This window comes from Verrucosispora sp. WMMD703, from assembly GCF_049178935.1.
In the GTDB taxonomy this organism is placed as follows: Bacteria; Actinomycetota; Actinomycetes; order Mycobacteriales; family Micromonosporaceae; genus Micromonospora; species Micromonospora sediminimaris.
This window is the reverse complement of sequence record NZ_JBMHMM010000004.1, coordinates 6,230,609-6,246,685: the sequence shown is the minus strand read 5'-3', so window position 1 is coordinate 6,246,685 and position 16,077 is coordinate 6,230,609. Positions and strand designations below refer to the sequence as shown.

Annotated in this window: 16 protein-coding genes; 12 read left to right on the top strand and 4 right to left on the bottom strand. The window is 70.4% G+C overall.

What is annotated here, in order from left to right; translation table 11 throughout:
• Window positions 1–74: 74 nt before the first annotated feature.
• The 6 genes from ACN26Z_RS29025 to ACN26Z_RS29000 all read left to right on the top strand — a co-directional run bounded on the left by ACN26Z_RS29025 (window position 75) and on the right by ACN26Z_RS29000 (window position 7,510).
• Window positions 75–1,355 carry an MFS transporter gene (locus ACN26Z_RS29025; RefSeq protein ID WP_421464739.1) on the top strand — a complete coding sequence of 427 codons (1,281 nt, stop codon included), beginning with the start codon at window positions 75–77 and terminating at the stop codon, window positions 1,353–1,355.
• Window positions 1,356–1,453: 98 nt separating this feature from the next.
• Window positions 1,454–2,890 carry a PQQ-binding-like beta-propeller repeat protein gene (locus ACN26Z_RS29020; RefSeq protein WP_421464327.1) on the top strand — a complete coding sequence of 479 codons (1,437 nt, stop codon included), beginning with the start codon at window positions 1,454–1,456 and terminating at the stop codon, window positions 2,888–2,890.
• Between the two features lie 215 nt (window positions 2,891–3,105).
• On the top strand, window positions 3,106–4,770 hold the full coding sequence (locus tag ACN26Z_RS29015; protein ID WP_421464325.1) for a fumarate hydratase: 1,665 nt from the start codon (window positions 3,106–3,108) through the stop codon (window positions 4,768–4,770).
• Window positions 4,771–4,935: 165 nt separating this feature from the next.
• A complete protein-coding gene (locus ACN26Z_RS29010) occupies window positions 4,936–5,610 on the top strand; it encodes a hypothetical protein (protein ID WP_421464323.1) in 675 nt (224 codons plus the stop codon).
• Window positions 5,611–5,880: 270 nt separating this feature from the next.
• The gene (locus ACN26Z_RS29005; protein ID WP_421464321.1) at window positions 5,881–6,036 is read left to right on the top strand and encodes a hypothetical protein; all 156 of its coding nucleotides are present in this window, start codon (window positions 5,881–5,883) and stop codon (window positions 6,034–6,036) included.
• Between the two features lie 64 nt (window positions 6,037–6,100).
• Window positions 6,101–7,510 (top strand): class II fumarate hydratase, encoded by a 1,410-nt coding sequence (locus ACN26Z_RS29000; protein WP_421464319.1) that lies wholly within the window; start codon window positions 6,101–6,103, stop codon window positions 7,508–7,510.
• A 118-nt stretch (window positions 7,511–7,628) separates the two neighbouring features.
• Here the strand turns inward: ACN26Z_RS29000 and ACN26Z_RS28995 are convergent, their stop codons facing one another.
• Window positions 7,629–7,898 (bottom strand): hypothetical protein, encoded by a 270-nt coding sequence (locus ACN26Z_RS28995; RefSeq protein WP_282236642.1) that lies wholly within the window; start codon window positions 7,896–7,898, stop codon window positions 7,629–7,631.
• Window positions 7,899–8,249: 351 nt separating this feature from the next.
• On the opposite strand from ACN26Z_RS28995, the gene ACN26Z_RS28990 reads away from it, so the two are divergent.
• The 3 genes from ACN26Z_RS28990 to ACN26Z_RS28980 are packed head-to-tail and all read left to right on the top strand — an operon-like array spanning window position 8,250 to window position 9,633.
• Window positions 8,250–9,062 (top strand): helix-turn-helix domain-containing protein, encoded by an 813-nt coding sequence (locus ACN26Z_RS28990; protein ID WP_421464738.1) that lies wholly within the window; start codon window positions 8,250–8,252, stop codon window positions 9,060–9,062.
• Window positions 9,053–9,241, top strand: coding sequence for a DUF397 domain-containing protein (locus ACN26Z_RS28985; protein WP_421464317.1), 189 nt, complete (start codon window positions 9,053–9,055; stop codon window positions 9,239–9,241). The genes ACN26Z_RS28990 and ACN26Z_RS28985 overlap by 10 nt, the downstream gene beginning before the upstream one ends.
• Window positions 9,238–9,633 carry a pyridoxamine 5'-phosphate oxidase family protein gene (locus ACN26Z_RS28980; RefSeq protein ID WP_421464315.1) on the top strand — a complete coding sequence of 132 codons (396 nt, stop codon included), beginning with the start codon at window positions 9,238–9,240 and terminating at the stop codon, window positions 9,631–9,633. Before ACN26Z_RS28985 ends, ACN26Z_RS28980 begins: the two co-directional genes overlap by 4 nt.
• Before the next feature lie 38 nt (window positions 9,634–9,671).
• Here the strand turns inward: ACN26Z_RS28980 and ACN26Z_RS28975 are convergent, their stop codons facing one another.
• On the bottom strand, window positions 9,672–10,217 hold the full coding sequence (locus ACN26Z_RS28975; RefSeq protein WP_282236646.1) for a CGNR zinc finger domain-containing protein: 546 nt from the start codon (window positions 10,215–10,217) through the stop codon (window positions 9,672–9,674).
• 82 nt (window positions 10,218–10,299) lie between these two features.
• On the opposite strand from ACN26Z_RS28975, the gene ACN26Z_RS28970 reads away from it, so the two are divergent.
• Genes ACN26Z_RS28970 through ACN26Z_RS28960 form a run of 3 tightly spaced genes read left to right on the top strand, consistent with a single transcriptional unit; the run spans window position 10,300 to window position 13,725 of the window.
• Window positions 10,300–11,259: an EamA family transporter gene (locus tag ACN26Z_RS28970; protein WP_282236647.1), complete on the top strand. Its 960-nt coding sequence runs from the start codon at window positions 10,300–10,302 to the stop codon at window positions 11,257–11,259.
• Between the two features lie 13 nt (window positions 11,260–11,272).
• Entirely contained in the window at window positions 11,273–12,013 is a 741-nt protein-coding gene (locus tag ACN26Z_RS28965) for an HAD family hydrolase (RefSeq protein WP_421464312.1), read from the top strand.
• A 35-nt stretch (window positions 12,014–12,048) separates the two neighbouring features.
• The gene (locus ACN26Z_RS28960; RefSeq protein WP_421464310.1) at window positions 12,049–13,725 is read left to right on the top strand and encodes a S8 family serine peptidase; all 1,677 of its coding nucleotides are present in this window, start codon (window positions 12,049–12,051) and stop codon (window positions 13,723–13,725) included.
• A 59-nt stretch (window positions 13,726–13,784) separates the two neighbouring features.
• Here the strand turns inward: ACN26Z_RS28960 and ACN26Z_RS28955 are convergent, their stop codons facing one another.
• A complete protein-coding gene (locus ACN26Z_RS28955; protein ID WP_421464308.1) occupies window positions 13,785–14,687 on the bottom strand; it encodes an endonuclease domain-containing protein in 903 nt (300 codons plus the stop codon).
• 421 nt (window positions 14,688–15,108) lie between these two features.
• Complete coding sequence (locus ACN26Z_RS28950; protein WP_282240674.1) at window positions 15,109–15,717, bottom strand: IclR family transcriptional regulator; 609 nt, start codon at window positions 15,715–15,717, stop codon at window positions 15,109–15,111.
• Window positions 15,718–16,077 lie beyond the last annotated feature (360 nt).

Below are 16,077 nucleotides of genomic sequence, written 5' to 3'. Positions count from 1 at the left end.
CCTTTCGTTCTTCAGCGAAAGGATAGAGCGGTCCGGTGTGCGCCACCAGGCTGATCGGCGTGGACAACACCAGCATGAATGCGCCGAAGGTGGCCGACCGGCAGGCCACCTTCCGGGACGTCTTCGCCGTCGCCGAGTTCCGGGTGATCTTCGCGAGCTACGGGATCTTCATGATCGGCGAGACGGTGAAGATGCTCGCCCTCTCGGTGCTCGTCTACGAGCGCACCGGGTCCGGTCTGCTGGCCGCGCTCGCGTACGTGACCGGATTCCTGCCGCACGCGCTGGGTGGGCTGTTCCTGCTGGCCCTGGCCGACCGGTGGCCGGCCCGCGCCCTGATCGTCGGCTACGACCTGGTGCGACTGGCCGTGGTGGCGGTGCTCGCCACGGGTCTGCTCCCCCCGGCGGCGATGCTCGGCCTGGTCGCCGTCGTGGCCCTCTTCGGCCCGGTGAGCAGCGCGTCGCGTACCGCGCTGCTGCCCGAGATGCTGCACGGTGACCGGTACGTGCTGGGTCGTTCGCTGCTCACCGTGGCCGCCGGGGGTACGCAGGTGGCCGGGTTCGCCGTCGGTGGCCTGCTGTTGGGGCTGGTCGGCCCGTACGGCGCGCTCTGGCTGACGGCGGCGACCTGTGGCCTCTCCGCATTGCTGGTGCGGTTCGGGTTGGCTCCTCGTCCCGCCCGCACCGGCCGGGCGGTTGCCGGTCCGCGGCCCGGTGCGTTCCGGGAGACCGTGCGGGTGAACCGGCAGCTGCTGGCCGACCGCCGGATCCGTGGCCTGCTGCTCGCCCAGTGGCTGCCGGGGTCACTGCTTGTCGGTGCCGAGGGGGTGGCGGTGCCGTACGCGGCCGGGCTCGGGCCGGGGGCCAACGCCGGCATCCTGCTGATGGCGGGCGCGGGCGGCATGCTTGTCGGCGACCTGCTGGTGGGGCGGTTCGTCGCGCCCGCCCGGCGGGAACGCTGGACGCCGTGGCTGGCCCTGCTGCTGGGCGTACCCATGCTGGTGTTCCTGGCCCGGCCGGTGCTGCTGCCGGCGGCGGCCCTGTTCGCGGTGGCGACCGCGGGCTTCGCCTACCAGCTCGGGCTGGCCCGACGGTTTCTCGACGCGGTCCCAGAGGTACGCCGAGGGCAGGCTTTCGGCCTGGTCAGCACCGGCATGATGGCGGCGCAGGGGTTGGCCGCCGCCGGGGCCGGCGCGCTCAGCGAGGTGCTCGCGCCGGGCGTGGTGATGGCCGGTGCCGGGGCTGCTTCGATCATCGCGACGCTGCTGCTCTGGCCGGTCCTCGCCCCCGGTGGCCGACGCTCACCTGCGCCTCCGGCGCAGTCCACGCCGGCTCCTGTGGTGTCCGCTGACCGCTGAGTCGACCAACGTGCTCGCGGTGCCGCCCACGCGATCTTTCCGGTGCGACACGCGGGGCGGTGCGGGCGGTGCTCGGCGCGGATGGCTACCGTGTCCCGGTGGCGAAGGGGAGCGGCCTCGGCGTACGTAGCTGGCTGCTGCTCGGCCTGATCACGGTGGTGGTGCTCGCCGCTACCGGAGTCTGGAACCCGTTCCCCACCATGTGGGACTGGATGAACCGGCCCCAGCCGATCTCCCAGCCGGACGTGGTCTGGCAGCAACGTATCGGTGGCACCCCGCGCAGCGTCACCATCGCCGGTGAGAGCGTCGTGATCGAGCAACGCACCCGGGTGGAGGCCCGCAGCCTGGCCGCCGGCACGCAGCTCTGGGAGCGCAAGGCCGACTGGAGCGCGGTCACCGGCGCGGGGCGGGAAGCCGTCGTCGTCGTGGGCAAGCTGCTGGTCAAGGGGTACGAGGTGCTCGACCCCACCACCGGGGTGACCCGCCGTCGCGACGATGATGCGGTGGCGGTCTGGACCTACCGCAACCTGCTGCTGGACGCCCGCTGCGTGGAGGCCACCGACTGCACGTTGAGCGCCTGGGACCCGCGCGGCACCGTTCCGCTGTGGACCGCCTTCCTGCCCGGGGTCAGCACCGGCCTGCTCGCCGACAACCCGAATCTGCTCGACAGCCGGCGGCTCACCAGCAACCGGATCGACGGTGAGGTGGCCGGCCCGGAGGCGGTGCCGCCGCTGCTCGGCTTCCCGGTCGACGGGCGGGTGCACGTGGTGGACACCGCCACCGGCCGGGTGCTGCAGAACGTCGAACCCGGCCGGGAGGAGCGGCTCGCCGTGATCGGTGGGCGTCTGTTGCGCATCACCGCCCGGTCTCAGGACGGCAGTTGCTACTACGCCATCTCCGGTCGGGACTCGGCCACCGGACAGGAGGCATGGCAGCAGTCGGGGCTCAACCTCCGTACCGCCGACAGCGCCGGTTGCGTGCAGCGGGAGGACCCGTACGGTGCCCGGAACGTGGTGCTCGGCGTTTCGCCGGACGGCCGGGAAGTGGTCCTCGACGGGTACGACGGGCGGCTGTTGCTGGTCACCGCCGACGCCGAACGGGTGCTCGCCGTCGACGACCGGTACGCGTTGGTGCGTGCCGCCGACGGCGGTGCCGTCTCCGCCCGCGAACTCGGTGCCGGGCGGACCCGGTGGAACCGGCCGGCGGGGAAGAAGGCGGATGCGGCCCTCACCCCGTACGCGGCGATCGTCGCCGACGAGAAGCCCAACCGGCTGGTCGCGCTCGATCCGCGGACCGGGCGGGAACTGGCCGTGCTGCGTACCTCGGCGAACGCCCTCGCCGTGGGGCCCGCCGGCATGGTGATCGGGGAGGGCCGGGAGATCGGGTACGTCCGGTTCGGCGCGGCGGCCGGTGGCACGCCGGGCGAGGTCGACGGGGCGGACCCGGGCCCCGCCGGCAGCGGCGCGGTGCCGCAGCCCCAGGACAGTTGTGGTCCGAAGAACGAGCTGTGCGCCGCCCCTGACCCCGGTAAATGATCGCGCCCCCCGGCGGGTGGGACGGACCCAACCTTCTGCCCTAGGCTTTGCCGTCATGAGCGAGCGGCAGCGAGCGAATCTTCAGCCCAGTGCGGTGGTGCCTCACGGCGGCACGGAGCGAAGCGGAGTGTCGTCGTGAGCGAGCGGCAGCGAGCGAATCTTCAGCCCAGTGCGGTGGTGCCTCACGGCGGCACGGAGCGAAGCGGAGTGTCGTCGTGAGCGCCGCCGACTTCGCGTACGCCCCGCTGCTGCCGACCGGTCCGGATCAGACGGACTACCGCCTGGTCACCGACGAGGGCGTCGATGTGGTCAACGGCCCCGGTGGTCGCCGGTTCCTGACGGTCGAGCCGGCCGCGCTGACCGCGCTGACCGCCGAGGCGATGCACGACATTGCGCACTTCCTGCGCCCCGCGCACCTCGCCCAGCTGCGGTCGATCATCGATGACCCGGCGGCCTCCCCGAACGACCGGTTCGTCGCGCTTGATCTGCTGCGTAACGCCAACATCGCTGCCGGCGGGGTGCTGCCGATGTGCCAGGACACCGGCACCGCGATCGTGATGGGCAAGCGCGGGCGGCACGTGCTCACCGACGGAACCGACGCCGAGGCGATCTCGCGGGGCGTGTGGCAGGCGTACACCCGGTTGAACCTGCGCTACTCGCAACTGGCCCCGCTCACCATGTGGGAGGAGCGCAACACCGGCAGCAACCTGCCCGCGCAGGTCGAGCTGTACGCCGAGGACCCGGACGGGCACCCCGACGCGTACAAGTTCCTCTTCATGGCCAAGGGGGGCGGCTCGGCCAACAAGTCGTACCTCTACCAGGAGACGAAGGCACTGCTGAACCCGACGCGGATGATGCAGTTCCTGGAGGAGAAGCTGCGGCTGATCGGCACCTCCGCCTGCCCGCCGTACCACCTGGCCGTGGTGATCGGCGGCACCAGCGCCGAGTACGCCCTGAAGACCGCCAAGTACGCCTCCGCCAAGTACCTCGACACCCTGCCCACCTCCGGCTCGATGACTGCGCACGGCTTCCGGGATCTGGAGCTGGAGGCCGAGGTGCTGGAGTTGACCCGCAACTTCGGCATCGGCGCGCAGTTCGGCGGGCGCTACTTCTGCCACGACGTACGGGTGGTGCGGTTGCCCCGGCACGGCGCTTCCTGCCCGGTGGCGATCGCGGTGTCCTGCTCGGCCGACCGGCAGGCAGTGGCCAAGATCACCCCGTCGGGCGTGTGGCTGGAACGACTCGAAACCGACCCGGCCCGCTTCCTGCCCGACGTCACCGAGGCGCAGCTGGACGCGACCGAGGTGGTACGCGTCGACCTCAACCGGCCGATGGACGAGATCCGCGCCGAGCTTTCCAAGTACCCGGTGAAGACCCGGCTGTCGTTGAGCGGCCCGTTGGTGGTGGCCCGGGACATCGCTCACGCGAAGATCGCCGAGCGGCTGGACGCGGGCGAGCCGATGCCGCAGTACCTGCGCGATCACGCGGTCTACTACGCCGGCCCGGCGAAGACCCCGGAGGGCTACGCCTCCGGCTCGTTCGGCCCGACCACGGCTGGCCGGATGGACGCGTACGTGGCCAAGTTCCAGGCCGCCGGCGGTTCGATGGTGATGCTCGCCAAGGGAAACCGGTCGGGCCAGGTCACCCGCTCCTGCGAGCAGCACGGCGGCTTCTACCTCGGTTCGATCGGCGGGCCCGCGGCTCGACTCGCGCAGGACTGCATCAAGCACGTCGAGGTCCTGGAGTACGCCGAGCTGGGCATGGAGGCGGTCTGGAAGATCGAGGTGGAGGACTTCCCGGCCTTCATCGTGGTCGACGACAAGGGCAACGACTTCTTCGCCGAGGTCACCAAGCCGGTCCTCACCATCGGTAGCCGCTGAAATCAGCTGGACAATCACCCACCCGTTCTCTAGAGTTTCTGGAGATCGGGTGGGTGGCTCGCGGCCGCCCTCGTCGGACATAGCTGTGCCCCGGGCCGCGTGCTGAGCAGAGGCGAACACCGGGGCTTACGCCTACAACGATACCCCATTGGTGGTGAAACCCCAGTGGTCGTTCACTATGAAGCGATCAGGGTTGGCATCTCGGAACTCCGGCTCGCGCCCTACGTAGCGGCTGAAGGGGGCGATCTCGGCAGGGCTCTTCGTCTCTACGCGTGGAACGTTGAGGTTTCCGGGGCCTTTCTCGGCATCCTGCACCTCTTGGAGATCCGCCTACGCAACGCGCTGGACGAGCAGTTGTGCCGGATGTATCAGCGGCAGGACTGGTGGGACGCGCCGGACCTGCGGATCCATCACATTGGCCGGCGCGCGGTCGTCAGGGCGGCCCAAGTCGTCAGCGCCCGTTCAGGTGTGATCACCCATGGCCACATGGTGGCTGAACTGTCCTTTGGGTTTTGGGTTGGCCTGTTGGGGAGGGGCGGATCGTGCGACTACGAAACTCGTCTCTGGCGCCCGGCACTCCGTCACGCGTTCCCGCACTACCGAGGCAGACGACAGCCCCTCTATACGGACCTCGACCACATCCGGACATTCCGGAACCACGTCGCGCATCACGAGCCGATTCATGATAGGCACCTTGCCGCCGACCGGTTAACGATCTTTCGACTGCTCGGTTGGATCTGCCCGGACTTCGCAGACTGGGTGACTCCCCTCGACCGAGTGCCGGAGGTGCTCAGTCGACGGCAGGATGTTGTAGAGGGTCGACTCGCACCACGCTTCTGACAGTTCGGGATCGTGGATTTTGGAGGGGCGATGCCAGTTATAGATATCGATCACGATACCGACCGCTACCTGGAGTTTGCGGCGAAGATCGCTGGTCTTTCGAAAGGGGCGGTGGTTGCGCGGCTGGTCGAGATCCACCGGTGTGGCCAGGAAGACGGACCCTCACCCGAGGACTTGCCTGAGATCCGGGTCCACGCTGACTACGCGGGTCAACGTGTCTGGGCTACCTTCGTTCCCGGCCCAGGTAGGACGACGATCACCAGCTCGCCGGTGGAGGGAAAGACGTTCCGCACCCCGAGCGAGGCCGCCCGCGCGGTGGTGAGCGCTCTACGTCCGGGCGTCAGCCCCCAACGTAACGGTTGGACCTTCTGGACCATCACCGAGACCGGTCAGCCGCTACAGACCGTCCGGCACACCTATCGATAGCAGACCCTGTCGGTAGGGAGATTGCTCGCCCGATCATCTGCACGTCGTCGCGGTGCGCGGCAGGATGGTACGCGTGACGACTCCAGAGAGCACCGGCTACCGGATCGAACGCGACTCGATGGGCGAGGTGGAGGTGCCCGCCGAGGCGCTGTGGCGGGCCCAGACGCAGCGGGCGGTGCAGAACTTCCCGATCTCCGGCCGAGGCATCGAGCCGGCCCAGATCCGGGCGCTGGCTCAGATCAAGGGGGCGGCGGCAGAGGTCAACGGCGACCTGGGGGTGATCGACGCGAACGTGGCCGCCGCGATCGCCGCCGCCGCGGCGCACGTGGCCGACGGCGGGTACGACGACCAGTTCCCGGTGGACGTGTTCCAGACCGGCTCCGGTACCTCGTCGAACATGAACACCAACGAGGTGATCGCCACCCTGGCCGGGCGGGAACTGGGGAGCAGCGTTCATCCCAACGACGACGTCAACGCCTCGCAGTCCAGCAACGACGTCTTCCCCTCGTCGATTCACCTGGCGGCCACCGAGGCCGTCGTACGGGATCTGCTGCCGGCGCTGAACCACCTGGCCGCCGCGCTGGAGGCGAAGGCGTCGGAGTTCGAGACCGTCGTGAAGGCCGGGCGTACGCACCTGATGGACGCCACCCCGGTGACGCTCGGGCAGGAGTTCGGCGGGTACGCCGCCCAGGTTCGCTACGGCATCGAACGCCTGGAGTCCGCGTTGCCCCGGCTGGCCGAGCTGCCGCTGGGCGGTACCGCGGTCGGCACCGGCATCAACACCCCGCTCGGCTTCGCCGCCCGGGTGATCGAGAAGCTGCGCGCCTCGACCGGGCTGCCGTTGACCGAGGCGCGCAACCATTTCGAGGCGCAGGGCGCCCGGGACGCCCTGGTCGAGACGTCGGGGCAGCTGCGTACCGTCGCGGTCGGGCTCTACAAGATCGCCAACGACATCCGCTGGATGGGCTCCGGCCCGCGTGCCGGCCTACGTGAACTGCGTATCCCGGACCTCCAACCGGGGTCGTCGATCATGCCGGGCAAGGTCAACCCGGTGGTCTGCGAGGCCGTTCGGCAGGTCTGCGCGCAGGTGGTAGGCAACGACGCGACAGTGGCCTTCGCCGGCTCGCAGGGCGACTTCGAGCTGAACGTCATGCTGCCGGTGATGGGTCGCAACATCCTGGAGTCGATCCGGCTGATCGCCGCGTCGAGCCGCCTGCTCGCCGACCGGTGCGTGGTCGGCCTGGTCGCGGACGCCGAGGTCTGCCTGTCGTACGCCGAGGGCTCGCCGTCGATCGTCACACCGCTCAACCGTCACCTCGGCTACGACGAGGCCGCCTCGATCGCCAAGGAGGCGCTGGCGAAGCAGATCTCCATCAAGGAGGTGGTGATCTCGCGGGGCCATCTCGACTCCGGCAAACTCTCGGAGACCCAGTTGGAGGAGGCGCTCGACCTGCTCCGCATGACCCACCCCTGACCTGGCCCCGCCGACCCGCGCCCGCGCCTGCCGGTCGGGCTGGCTTGATCGACTCCAGTTGCGGCATCTCGGCGTATCCGGGCGGCTGATGGCCGCAAGATGCCGCGACCGGAGTCGATCAGCCCTCGGCCATTCGATGCCTGGGCACCCAGGCGAGAAAGCGGGCGAAGAGAGCCGCTGGGTCCGGACCGTCCTGTGGGTTCAGGCGGTACAGGTCGGCGGCAGCCTCGTGCAGCACCGCGCAGAGGTAGATGCTGAGCGCGACCCGGTCGTGGGCGTACTCGGTGACAAGATCGAGCCGTGCGGCGGCGCAGGGCCACGGTGCGGCGCAGACCCGGCAGAGCCAGAGCGGACGCAACGGCAGATGTGTCCGGGGCGACGCGCCCATGCCCCTCACCCTCGGCCGCCGTCGCCCGGCCGGTCGGTCTGGGGTGCGCTTCGGGAGGTGGTTCGGCGGGCATTCCGGGGCGCGGTTCGGGACATGGGACAGCCTCCTGTCGAGCTGAGTCGTTTGCGTGAATCGCCCCGGCGGTGGGACCGCCCGGCCGGGGGAGCGGACGGTCCCACCTCGACGCCGCACTCGGGGGATGAGCGGTGAGCGTCGCGCTTCACAGTCTGCTGAGGACGCCCCTACGCTCGGAAGTGTTTGTGCCTGCTGTCCGAGAGCCACTGCCGGTGGCCGGGTTGCCGATGGCGTGGCGCTGGAGTCGATCGACCGGTTGTTGGAGGGCGGTTGGAGATGGCGGGTGGGCAGCTGACGGCGGCGGCGTTCCTGGTTGCGGAGCTGCGCCGGGCGCGGGTCCGACGGGGATGGAGTCAGGAAGAGTTGGCCAAGGCCGTCAACTACTCGCCGTCGATGGTCAGCGCGGTCGAACTGGGCCAGCAGCCACCCACCCCGAAGTATCTGGACCTGGTGGACAAGGCCCTCGACACCGGCGGCATCTTCGGTCGCATGCTCACCGACCTGGTAGCCCTCGACAAAGCCCAGGTCTGGCAACGTGGCTGGCGAACAATCGTCGAACAGGCGACGAAATTGCGTTGGTTTGAACCGGTATACGTCCCTGGACTGCTGCAAACGGAGGCTTATGCGCGGGCGGTCTTCGAGTCCGGGGATCTACTACCGGCCGAGGAGGTGACGAGTCGGCTGACGGATCGGATGGAATCTCAGAGGGTCTTGTATGGCGATAGGCCGCCCCGGCTGATCGCGATTCTTGACGAGGGCGTGCTGCGGCGTCAGGTCGGGAGTCCCAAAGTGATGGCTGAGCAGGCAGCGCACCTTGCGCGCATCGCAACCGAGCATCCCAGGGTGACTGTGCACGTCGTCTCGCGCACCCGCGAGGAATACCCCGCGCTTGGTGGTGGCTTTGTGGTTGCGACACTCCCCGACGGCGCTGAACTCGGCTGCCTCGGCGGCCAGGTCAAGACGCACGAGTTGCACGAGGCGGCAGCCCTCGATCGACTGCATGTCGTCTGGGAAGCTACGTTGGGCTTGGCGCTGCCTCCGCAGGAATCCGTCAACTTGACGAGAGAGGTGGCCGAATCATGGGCCTGAACAGCGAGCCTTGGCGCAAAAGCAGCCGCAGCTCCCAGGCCAACGAGTGTGTCGAGGTGGCGACCAGTCTTTCCCGGGGGGTGGGGGTGCGGGACAGTAAGGATCCGGCTGGGCCGGTGCTGAGCTTTGACGCGTACGCCTGGCGGGTCTTTGTCGCGGCGCCGCCGCGCCGGACGTGACCACCTCGCCCGGCGCGGAGGTGTTGGAGCGGCTGGCGCGGGAGCGGGTCGTGTGGATCTGCACGCTGCGGCCGGACGGCTCGCCGCATCTGACGCCGGTCTGGTTTCACTATGTCGAGGGTGAGTGGTGGATCGGCTCCGGTGAGCGCAACCGGAAGGTCCGCAACATCGCTGCGGACCCCCGGGTGTCGCTGGCGCTGCCCGACGGAGATGCGCCGGTCGTCGCGGAGGGCGAGGCGAGCATCGTCCGCCGGCCCTTTCCGCCCGACGTGGTCGAGGCGCTTCGCCGCCGGTACGACGGTTGGGACGTCACGGTGGACGGCCCGGACGGCCGCTACGTGCTGCTCCGGGTCAGCGTGACCCGCTGGCTGATGGCCGGCCGTGCCCGCTGACCTGCGTCGGTCGCCTCGGATTGGCCGTACACCGCCGCTCAGGAGCGGGCGGCGGCCCGGCGCGCCCGGTAGGCGCTGACGGCGGCCCGGTTGCCGCAGCCGGCCTCACAGAATCGGCGGGAGCGGTTCTTGGAGAGGTCGACCAGCACGTTGTCGCAGTCGGGGTGCTCGCAGATGCGTAGCCGGCGCAGTTCGCCGCCGCGTACCACGTCTGCAACGGCCATCGCCGCCTCGACCGCGATTCGGGTGGCGAGCGGGGCGTCCCGGGGTACGGCGTGCAGATGGTAGGGCTCAGTGTCGTGCGTGATGAGCTGGGGCAGCGCACGGTGCTCGCGGAGCAGGGCGTTGACGATCGACACGATCTCGTCCACCTCGGCGTACCAGATCCGGCGGAGGCGGGGGCGCAGGGCGCGTACCGCCCGTAGCTCGGTCTCGGTGTGCTCGTGCCGGCCGCTGTAGGAGTGAGTGGTGAAGAAGGCATCCAGGGCGGCGATATCCGGGAGGCCCTCTCCGCTGGATCCGGCGGTGTTGACAAGCGCTGCGGCGGCGACCAGAGAGCACTCAGTGTCATGGGCGAAAAGCAACTTGACTCCTGTCGTGGCTCCACCTAGCGTCATCGGCGTAACCTATTTTGCCCATGGCGGGCAGTCGTGCCAAGGAGAGCCCATGCGTCAACCGCCCGCCGCAGGTACCGGTCTCGCGCTGGCGCTGCTCTCCGCGATCACCTTCGCCACCTCAGGCACCTTCGCCCGATCCCTGATCGACGCCGGCTGGTCGGCCGAGGCGGTCGTCATCGCCCGGGTCGGCATCGCCGCCCTGATCCTGATGGTGCCCGCCGTGCTCGTCCTGCGGGGGCGGTGGCCGGTGTTGCGCCGCAACCTCGCCTCGATTGGCGTCTTCGGATTGCTCGGGGTGGCGGTCGCGCAGGCGTGCTTCTTCAACGCCGTACGGTACCTGCCGGTCGGCGTCGCGTTGCTGCTGGAATACCTCGGCATCATTCTCGTCGTCGGTTGGACCTGGCTGGTGCAGGGCCAACGTCCCCGGCGGCTGACCGTCGCCGGCTCGGTGGCGGCCATGGTCGGGCTGGTCTTCGTGCTCGACGTGACCGGGACGGGCCGGCTCGACGTGGTCGGTGTCCTCTGGGGACTCGGTGCGGCGGTCGGGCTGGCCGGATACTTCGTGCTCGCCGGCCGGGTCGACCCGGCCCTGCCATCGACGGTCATGGCCAGCGGCGGGATGGCCGCCGGTGCCGGCGTGCTGCTGCTGCTCGGCCTGAGTGGCGCGTTGCCGTTGCGGGCCACCTTCGACACCGTGCAGTTCGCCGGCACACAGACCAGTTGGCTGGTGCCAATCGTCGGTCTGACGCTGGTGGCCGCAGTGGTCGCCTACCTGGTGGGGATCGCCGCGGTGCGGGCGCTTGGCTCCCGGATGGCCTCGTTCGTCGGGCTGACCGAGGTGATGTTCGCGGTCCTGATCGCCTGGCTGGTCCTGGGAGAGCTGCCGACGGTGGTGCAACTGTTCGGCGGACTGCTGATCGTCGCAGGTGTGGCGCTGGTCCGCCTCGACGAGCTGCGGATCCCCGTCCAGCCGACTCCGCTGAAGGCGACGGAGCCCGCCCTGCGGTGACATGCTGAACGGCATGCTGAGCACAGTGGTGTTCGATGCCGACGAAACCCTGATCGATCTGCGTCCGGCCGTCACCGCAGGGCTGGAAGCCGTGCTGGCACAGATGCGGAGGTTGACCCCGGTCGCGGCCGGCGTCACGCTCGCCGACCTGGAATCGGACTGGGGCGCGGTCTTTGGCGACCTGGCCGCCGCGCCGGTGGCCGAGATCCGGCGTGCCGCCCTGGCCCGGTCCCTGGACCGGGCGGGTCTCCGTGCCCACCTGGACGAGATCAGCGCCATCTTCTTCGCCCGCCGCTTCGCGCTGACCCGGCCGTTCGCCGACACGCTGCCGGCGCTGGCGGCTCTGCGTCAACGATGGACGCTGGGCTTCGCCACCAACGGCAACAGCCGCGTCGAACGCTGCGGCCTCGTCGGCGAGTTCGCCTTCGAGGTGTACGCGCACTGCGACGGAGTGCCGAAGAAACCGGCCCCGGATTTCTACGCGGCCGTGTGCGCTGCCGCCGGAGTCGATCCGGCTCAGGTGGTACATGTAGGCGACAACCCGGCCCATGACGTGGTCGGAGCACAGCAGGCGGGCCTGCGGGCCGTGTGGCTGAACCGCCGAGGCGAGCGGTTGCCGGCCGATGTGGTGCCGGATGCCGTGGTCACGACCCTGACCGAGCTGCCCAGCGTGCTGGCCGATCTTTCCGGCGAAGCGGATCTTCCGCCGTTAATCCGGCGCTGCTCTGGCGAAACCTCACGCGTTGATGTCTGATGACGCCACGTCCCTCAACGAGAGGATCCGATGTGGTGAGCAAGCGCTTCACCGTCGGTGCCGTCGCAACCGCGACGGCGCTGACACTCACGGTCACAGGTCTGGGAGTGCCCGCCAGCGCCGAGCCGGCGGACCTGCGGACCTTCACCGTGGTCGCCGAGGACGGCGTCTCCACCGACGCGGCGCTGGCCGCGATCCGGTCGGCGGGCGGGACCGTGGTGTCCCGCAGCGACGAGGTCGGTGTCTACCAGGTGACGACCGACCGGGCCGACTTCGCGACGAAGGCGACCTCCGCCGCCGCCCTGATCGGCGCGGCCGAGGAGAAGGCCATCGGGCGCAAACCGCGCCTTGACCGGGTCGAGCAGGAACACCTGCTGGCCGCCGCGGCCGCCAAGGGCACCGGTAAGCAGCGGGGCAAGAAGATGGACCCGCTGGACGACAAGCTCTGGGGTCTGGAGATGATCCGGGCCGACAAGGCGCGCAAGGTGGAGCCCGGCGACCGCCGGGTGACGGTCGGCGTCCTTGACACCGGCGTGGACGCCGGTCACCCCGACATCGCCCCCAACTTCGACTGGGCGCTGTCGCGCAACTTCGCCCCCGACATCCCCGAGATCGACGGTGAGTGCGAGGTGGCGAGCTGCCTCGACCCGGTCGGCACCGACGACGGCGGCCACGGTACGCACGTCGCCGGCACCATCGGCGCTGCCGCCAACGGCTTCGGTCTCTCCGGTGTCGCGCCGAAGGTGTCTCTGGTCAACCTCAAGGGTGGCCAGGACTCCGGCTACTTCTTCCTCAACCCCGTGGTCAACGCCCTGCTGCACGCGGGCAGGTCGGGGCTCGACGTGGTCAACATGTCCTTCTACGTCGACCCGTGGCTCTACAACTGCACCGCGAACCCGGCCGACTCGCCGGAGGCGCAGGCGGCGCAGCGGGCCACCATCCGGGCGATGAAGCGGGCGCTGACCTTCGCCCACAACCGGGGCGTCACCCTGGTCGGCGCGCTCGGCAACAACCACGAGGATCTGGGCGACCCCCGTACCGACGTCTCCAGCCCCAACTACGGTGACGTCGCGCCCTATCCGCGCGAGATCGACAACGACAGCTGCTGGGACCTGCCCACCGAAGGGCCGCACGTCATCAGCGTCTCCTCGGTCGGCCCGTCCGGTAAGAAGGCCGACTACTCCAACTACGGCACCGAGCAGACCGCTGTCGCCGCTCCCGGTGGCTGGTACCGCGACGGCTTCGGCACGGACACGTTCCGTACCGACGCCAACATGATCCTTTCCACCTACCCGAAGAAGGTCCTCCAGGAGGAGGGGGCGGTCGACGAGGACGGCAACATCGTGCCCGGCGCCGAGACCTTCGTGTTCAAGGACTGCAAGCGCAACGGGGAGTGCGGGTACTACACCTACCTCCAGGGCACCTCGATGGCGGCACCGCACGCCTCCGGGGTGGCCGCGCTCATCGTGAGCCGCTACGGCAAGAAGCAGGGCCGCAGTGGCTACGGCATGGCACCCGACCGGGTCGAGCAGCAGCTCCTGCGGACCGCCGCCGAGCGGGCCTGCCCGGAGCCGCGGCTGTTCAGCTACGCCAACGAAGGCCGGCCGGCCGAGTTCGACGCCTACTGCGACGGCTCGCGAAGCTTCAACGGCTTCTACGGGCACGGCATCATCGACGCGTACGCGGCGGTGACGGTCAAGCCGCGCCGATAGCACGCCGCTGATCGAAGGCACGATGGCCGGGCTGGAACCCTCAGCCCGGCCATCTGCTGTCATCGGTGCCACCCCCGGTCAAGTAGCGCAGCGCGGACTTCCCGGACGATCCCCGGGAAGTCCTGGTGGAGACGGCGACTGGTCACGTGCAGTACCAGCCAGCCGGCACCGACGAGACGGTTGAGTCGCTGGCGGTCCCGATGCAGCTGCTCGCGGTCCGAATGCCAGTGCCCGTCGTACTCCACCGCCACGCGGACGGCGGGCCAGGCGAGGTCCGGATGCAGGATCAGACCGCCGGACACCTGCACCGGATGCTGCACCACCGGTCGAGGCAGACCGGCCAGCACCAGGCGGATGCGCAGCTGCGACTCGGCTGGCGACTGGGCCGCCGGCTCAGCCAGATCGAACAGCCAGCTCGCCCGGCGTATCCCGGGACGGCCATCGTGCAGGGCCGCGAACTGGGCGAGAGCCGCTCGTGTGGTGAGTCCCCGGCCGAGCAGGGTGTCGATGATGGCGATCGCGCGGGTCGGCTCCAGCCAGACGGCGCTCTCCCATGCTGCCCGGGCCGGGTCGGTGCGGCGGAGCGTGCCCGTGCCGATGCCCGGGAGCCAAGGCTCCTCCGACATCGTGTGCACTTGCAGGCCAGGTTGACTGCGCAGCCCGGCTGGCGCCGGCACGAGCACGTGCACCTTGTCGGCGAAGCTTGCGGCGTGCTCGACCCCGTGCAGGTACGCCGCCGACGGGCCGGCGAAGGCTGCCGCGACCGGCAGCTGCAACGCCACGGCGCGGCAGGCCAATTCGTGATCGCGATCGAGCCGGGCATCGACGTAAATGTCCCGTCGTAATCGAGCCCAGGCGGAATTGCGAAGCTGATGCGTGGTGAGTAGGCCCTGGCGGACGGCCTCCGAGCCGCGGAAGACCTGCCACGCCAGGGCGCTCGGTCGGTGTGCTTGAGCTGGCATGAAAGAAGCCTGCGGGTCGTACGGCCGCCTCGGCAGCCCCTGTGGACAGCCGCCGGCAGGGTCTCGGCCGTCCCCTGTGGATAACTCCCCCAGCCATCGCCGATTGTGCTATAGGCGTCCCCGCGTCCCCGCCCGTGCTGGCCCCGCCCGTGCTGGCCTGGCCGTGCTGGCCTGGCCATGCTGGTCCGCCCCGTCGTGACGGCCCGAGCGCGTGCCGCGCGACTTGCGGCAAGTTGGGCTTTCGAGCTGTGGTTTGGGCGCAACTTGCCGCAAGTCGGGCCGGGCGGTGCCGGGCCGGGCGGTGCCGGGCCGGGCAGTGCCGGGCCGGGCGGTGCCGGGCCGTGCCGGGCCGGGCCGGGCGGTGCCGGCCTTGCCGGGCAGGGCAGTGTCGGGCGGTAGGGCCAGGGGGAAGGGCGGGCGGTCAGGTCAGGGCGGTGGTGATGGCGGTGGCGGCGGCCAGCACCTGTGCGCCGACCGTCTCGGCGTCCAGCGGGGCCAGCGCCACCACCCCGACGCTCGCCTCCAGGCCGGGTACCCCGAGCACCGGCGCGGCCACCCCGTACGCGCCTGATTGAAGCTCACCGGCGGTGCTCACCGGGCCGCCGTCACCCGACCGGCCCGCCAGGATGGCCCGCCCGGCGGCCCCGCGCTCCAGCGGGTGTCGGGCCCCGGTCCGGTACGCGACGTGAAACGACGTCCAACTCGGCTCGACGACCGCCAGCGCGACACCCTCCCCACCTTCCACCACCGTGAGGTGGGCGGTGGCTCCGGCCTGTTCGGCGAGTCGCCGCAGCGCAGGCAGTGCCCCCTCGGCGAGCAGCGGTTGGGCCCGCCGGGCCAGGTTCAGCACCCCGGCGCCGAGGCGCAGCCGGCCGTCGGTGTCACGGCGCAGCATGCCGTGCCCGGCCAGCGGCCCGACCAGCCGGTAGACGGCGGCCCGACCGATGCCCAACCGGTTCGCGGCCTCGGTGACGGTCAACCCACCCGGGACGTCCGCCACCAGGTGCAGCAGCCGCAGCCCCCGGTCCAGGGTCTGCGACGCCTCGCCACCCCGCGCCGGCCCGCCTGACGCCGATCCGCTCGACGCCGACTCACCCGACGCCGGCCCGCTCGACGCCGACTCACCCGACGCTGGCCCGCTTGACGCCGATCCGCTCGACGCCGGCCCGCTTGACGCCGGCCCGCCGCCAAGTGTCGAGCCCACCGGGCCGTTCGGCACCGGGCCGTTCGGCACCGGGCCGTTCGGCACCGGGCCGTTCGGCACCGGGCCGTTCGGCACCGGGCCGTTCGGCACCGGGCCGTTCGGCACCGGGCCGTTCGGCACCGGGCCCACCGGGCCGTCCGGCGTCGGGCTGTCCGGGGGTGGTACGGCAGCGCCGGGCGTCGCTGG

Excerpts from the sequence above, each read along its gene's own strand:
- ACN26Z_RS28970 (WP_282236647.1), top strand. The coding sequence starts at position 10,300 with ATGCGTCAACCGCCCGCCGCAGGTACCGGTCTCGCGCTGGCGCTGCTC.
- ACN26Z_RS28995 (WP_282236642.1), bottom strand. The coding sequence starts at position 7,898 with ATGGGCGCGTCGCCCCGGACACATCTGCCGTTGCGTCCGCTCTGGCTC.
- ACN26Z_RS28965 (WP_421464312.1), top strand. The coding sequence starts at position 11,273 with ATGCTGAGCACAGTGGTGTTCGATGCCGACGAAACCCTGATCGATCTG.
- ACN26Z_RS29000 (WP_421464319.1), top strand. The coding sequence starts at position 6,101 with ATGGTACGCGTGACGACTCCAGAGAGCACCGGCTACCGGATCGAACGC.
- ACN26Z_RS28985 (WP_421464317.1), top strand. The coding sequence starts at position 9,053 with ATGGGCCTGAACAGCGAGCCTTGGCGCAAAAGCAGCCGCAGCTCCCAG.
- ACN26Z_RS29025 (WP_421464739.1), top strand. The coding sequence starts at position 75 with ATGAATGCGCCGAAGGTGGCCGACCGGCAGGCCACCTTCCGGGACGTC.
- ACN26Z_RS28990 (WP_421464738.1), top strand. The coding sequence starts at position 8,250 with ATGGCGGGTGGGCAGCTGACGGCGGCGGCGTTCCTGGTTGCGGAGCTG.
- ACN26Z_RS28955 (WP_421464308.1), bottom strand. The coding sequence starts at position 14,687 with ATGCCAGCTCAAGCACACCGACCGAGCGCCCTGGCGTGGCAGGTCTTC.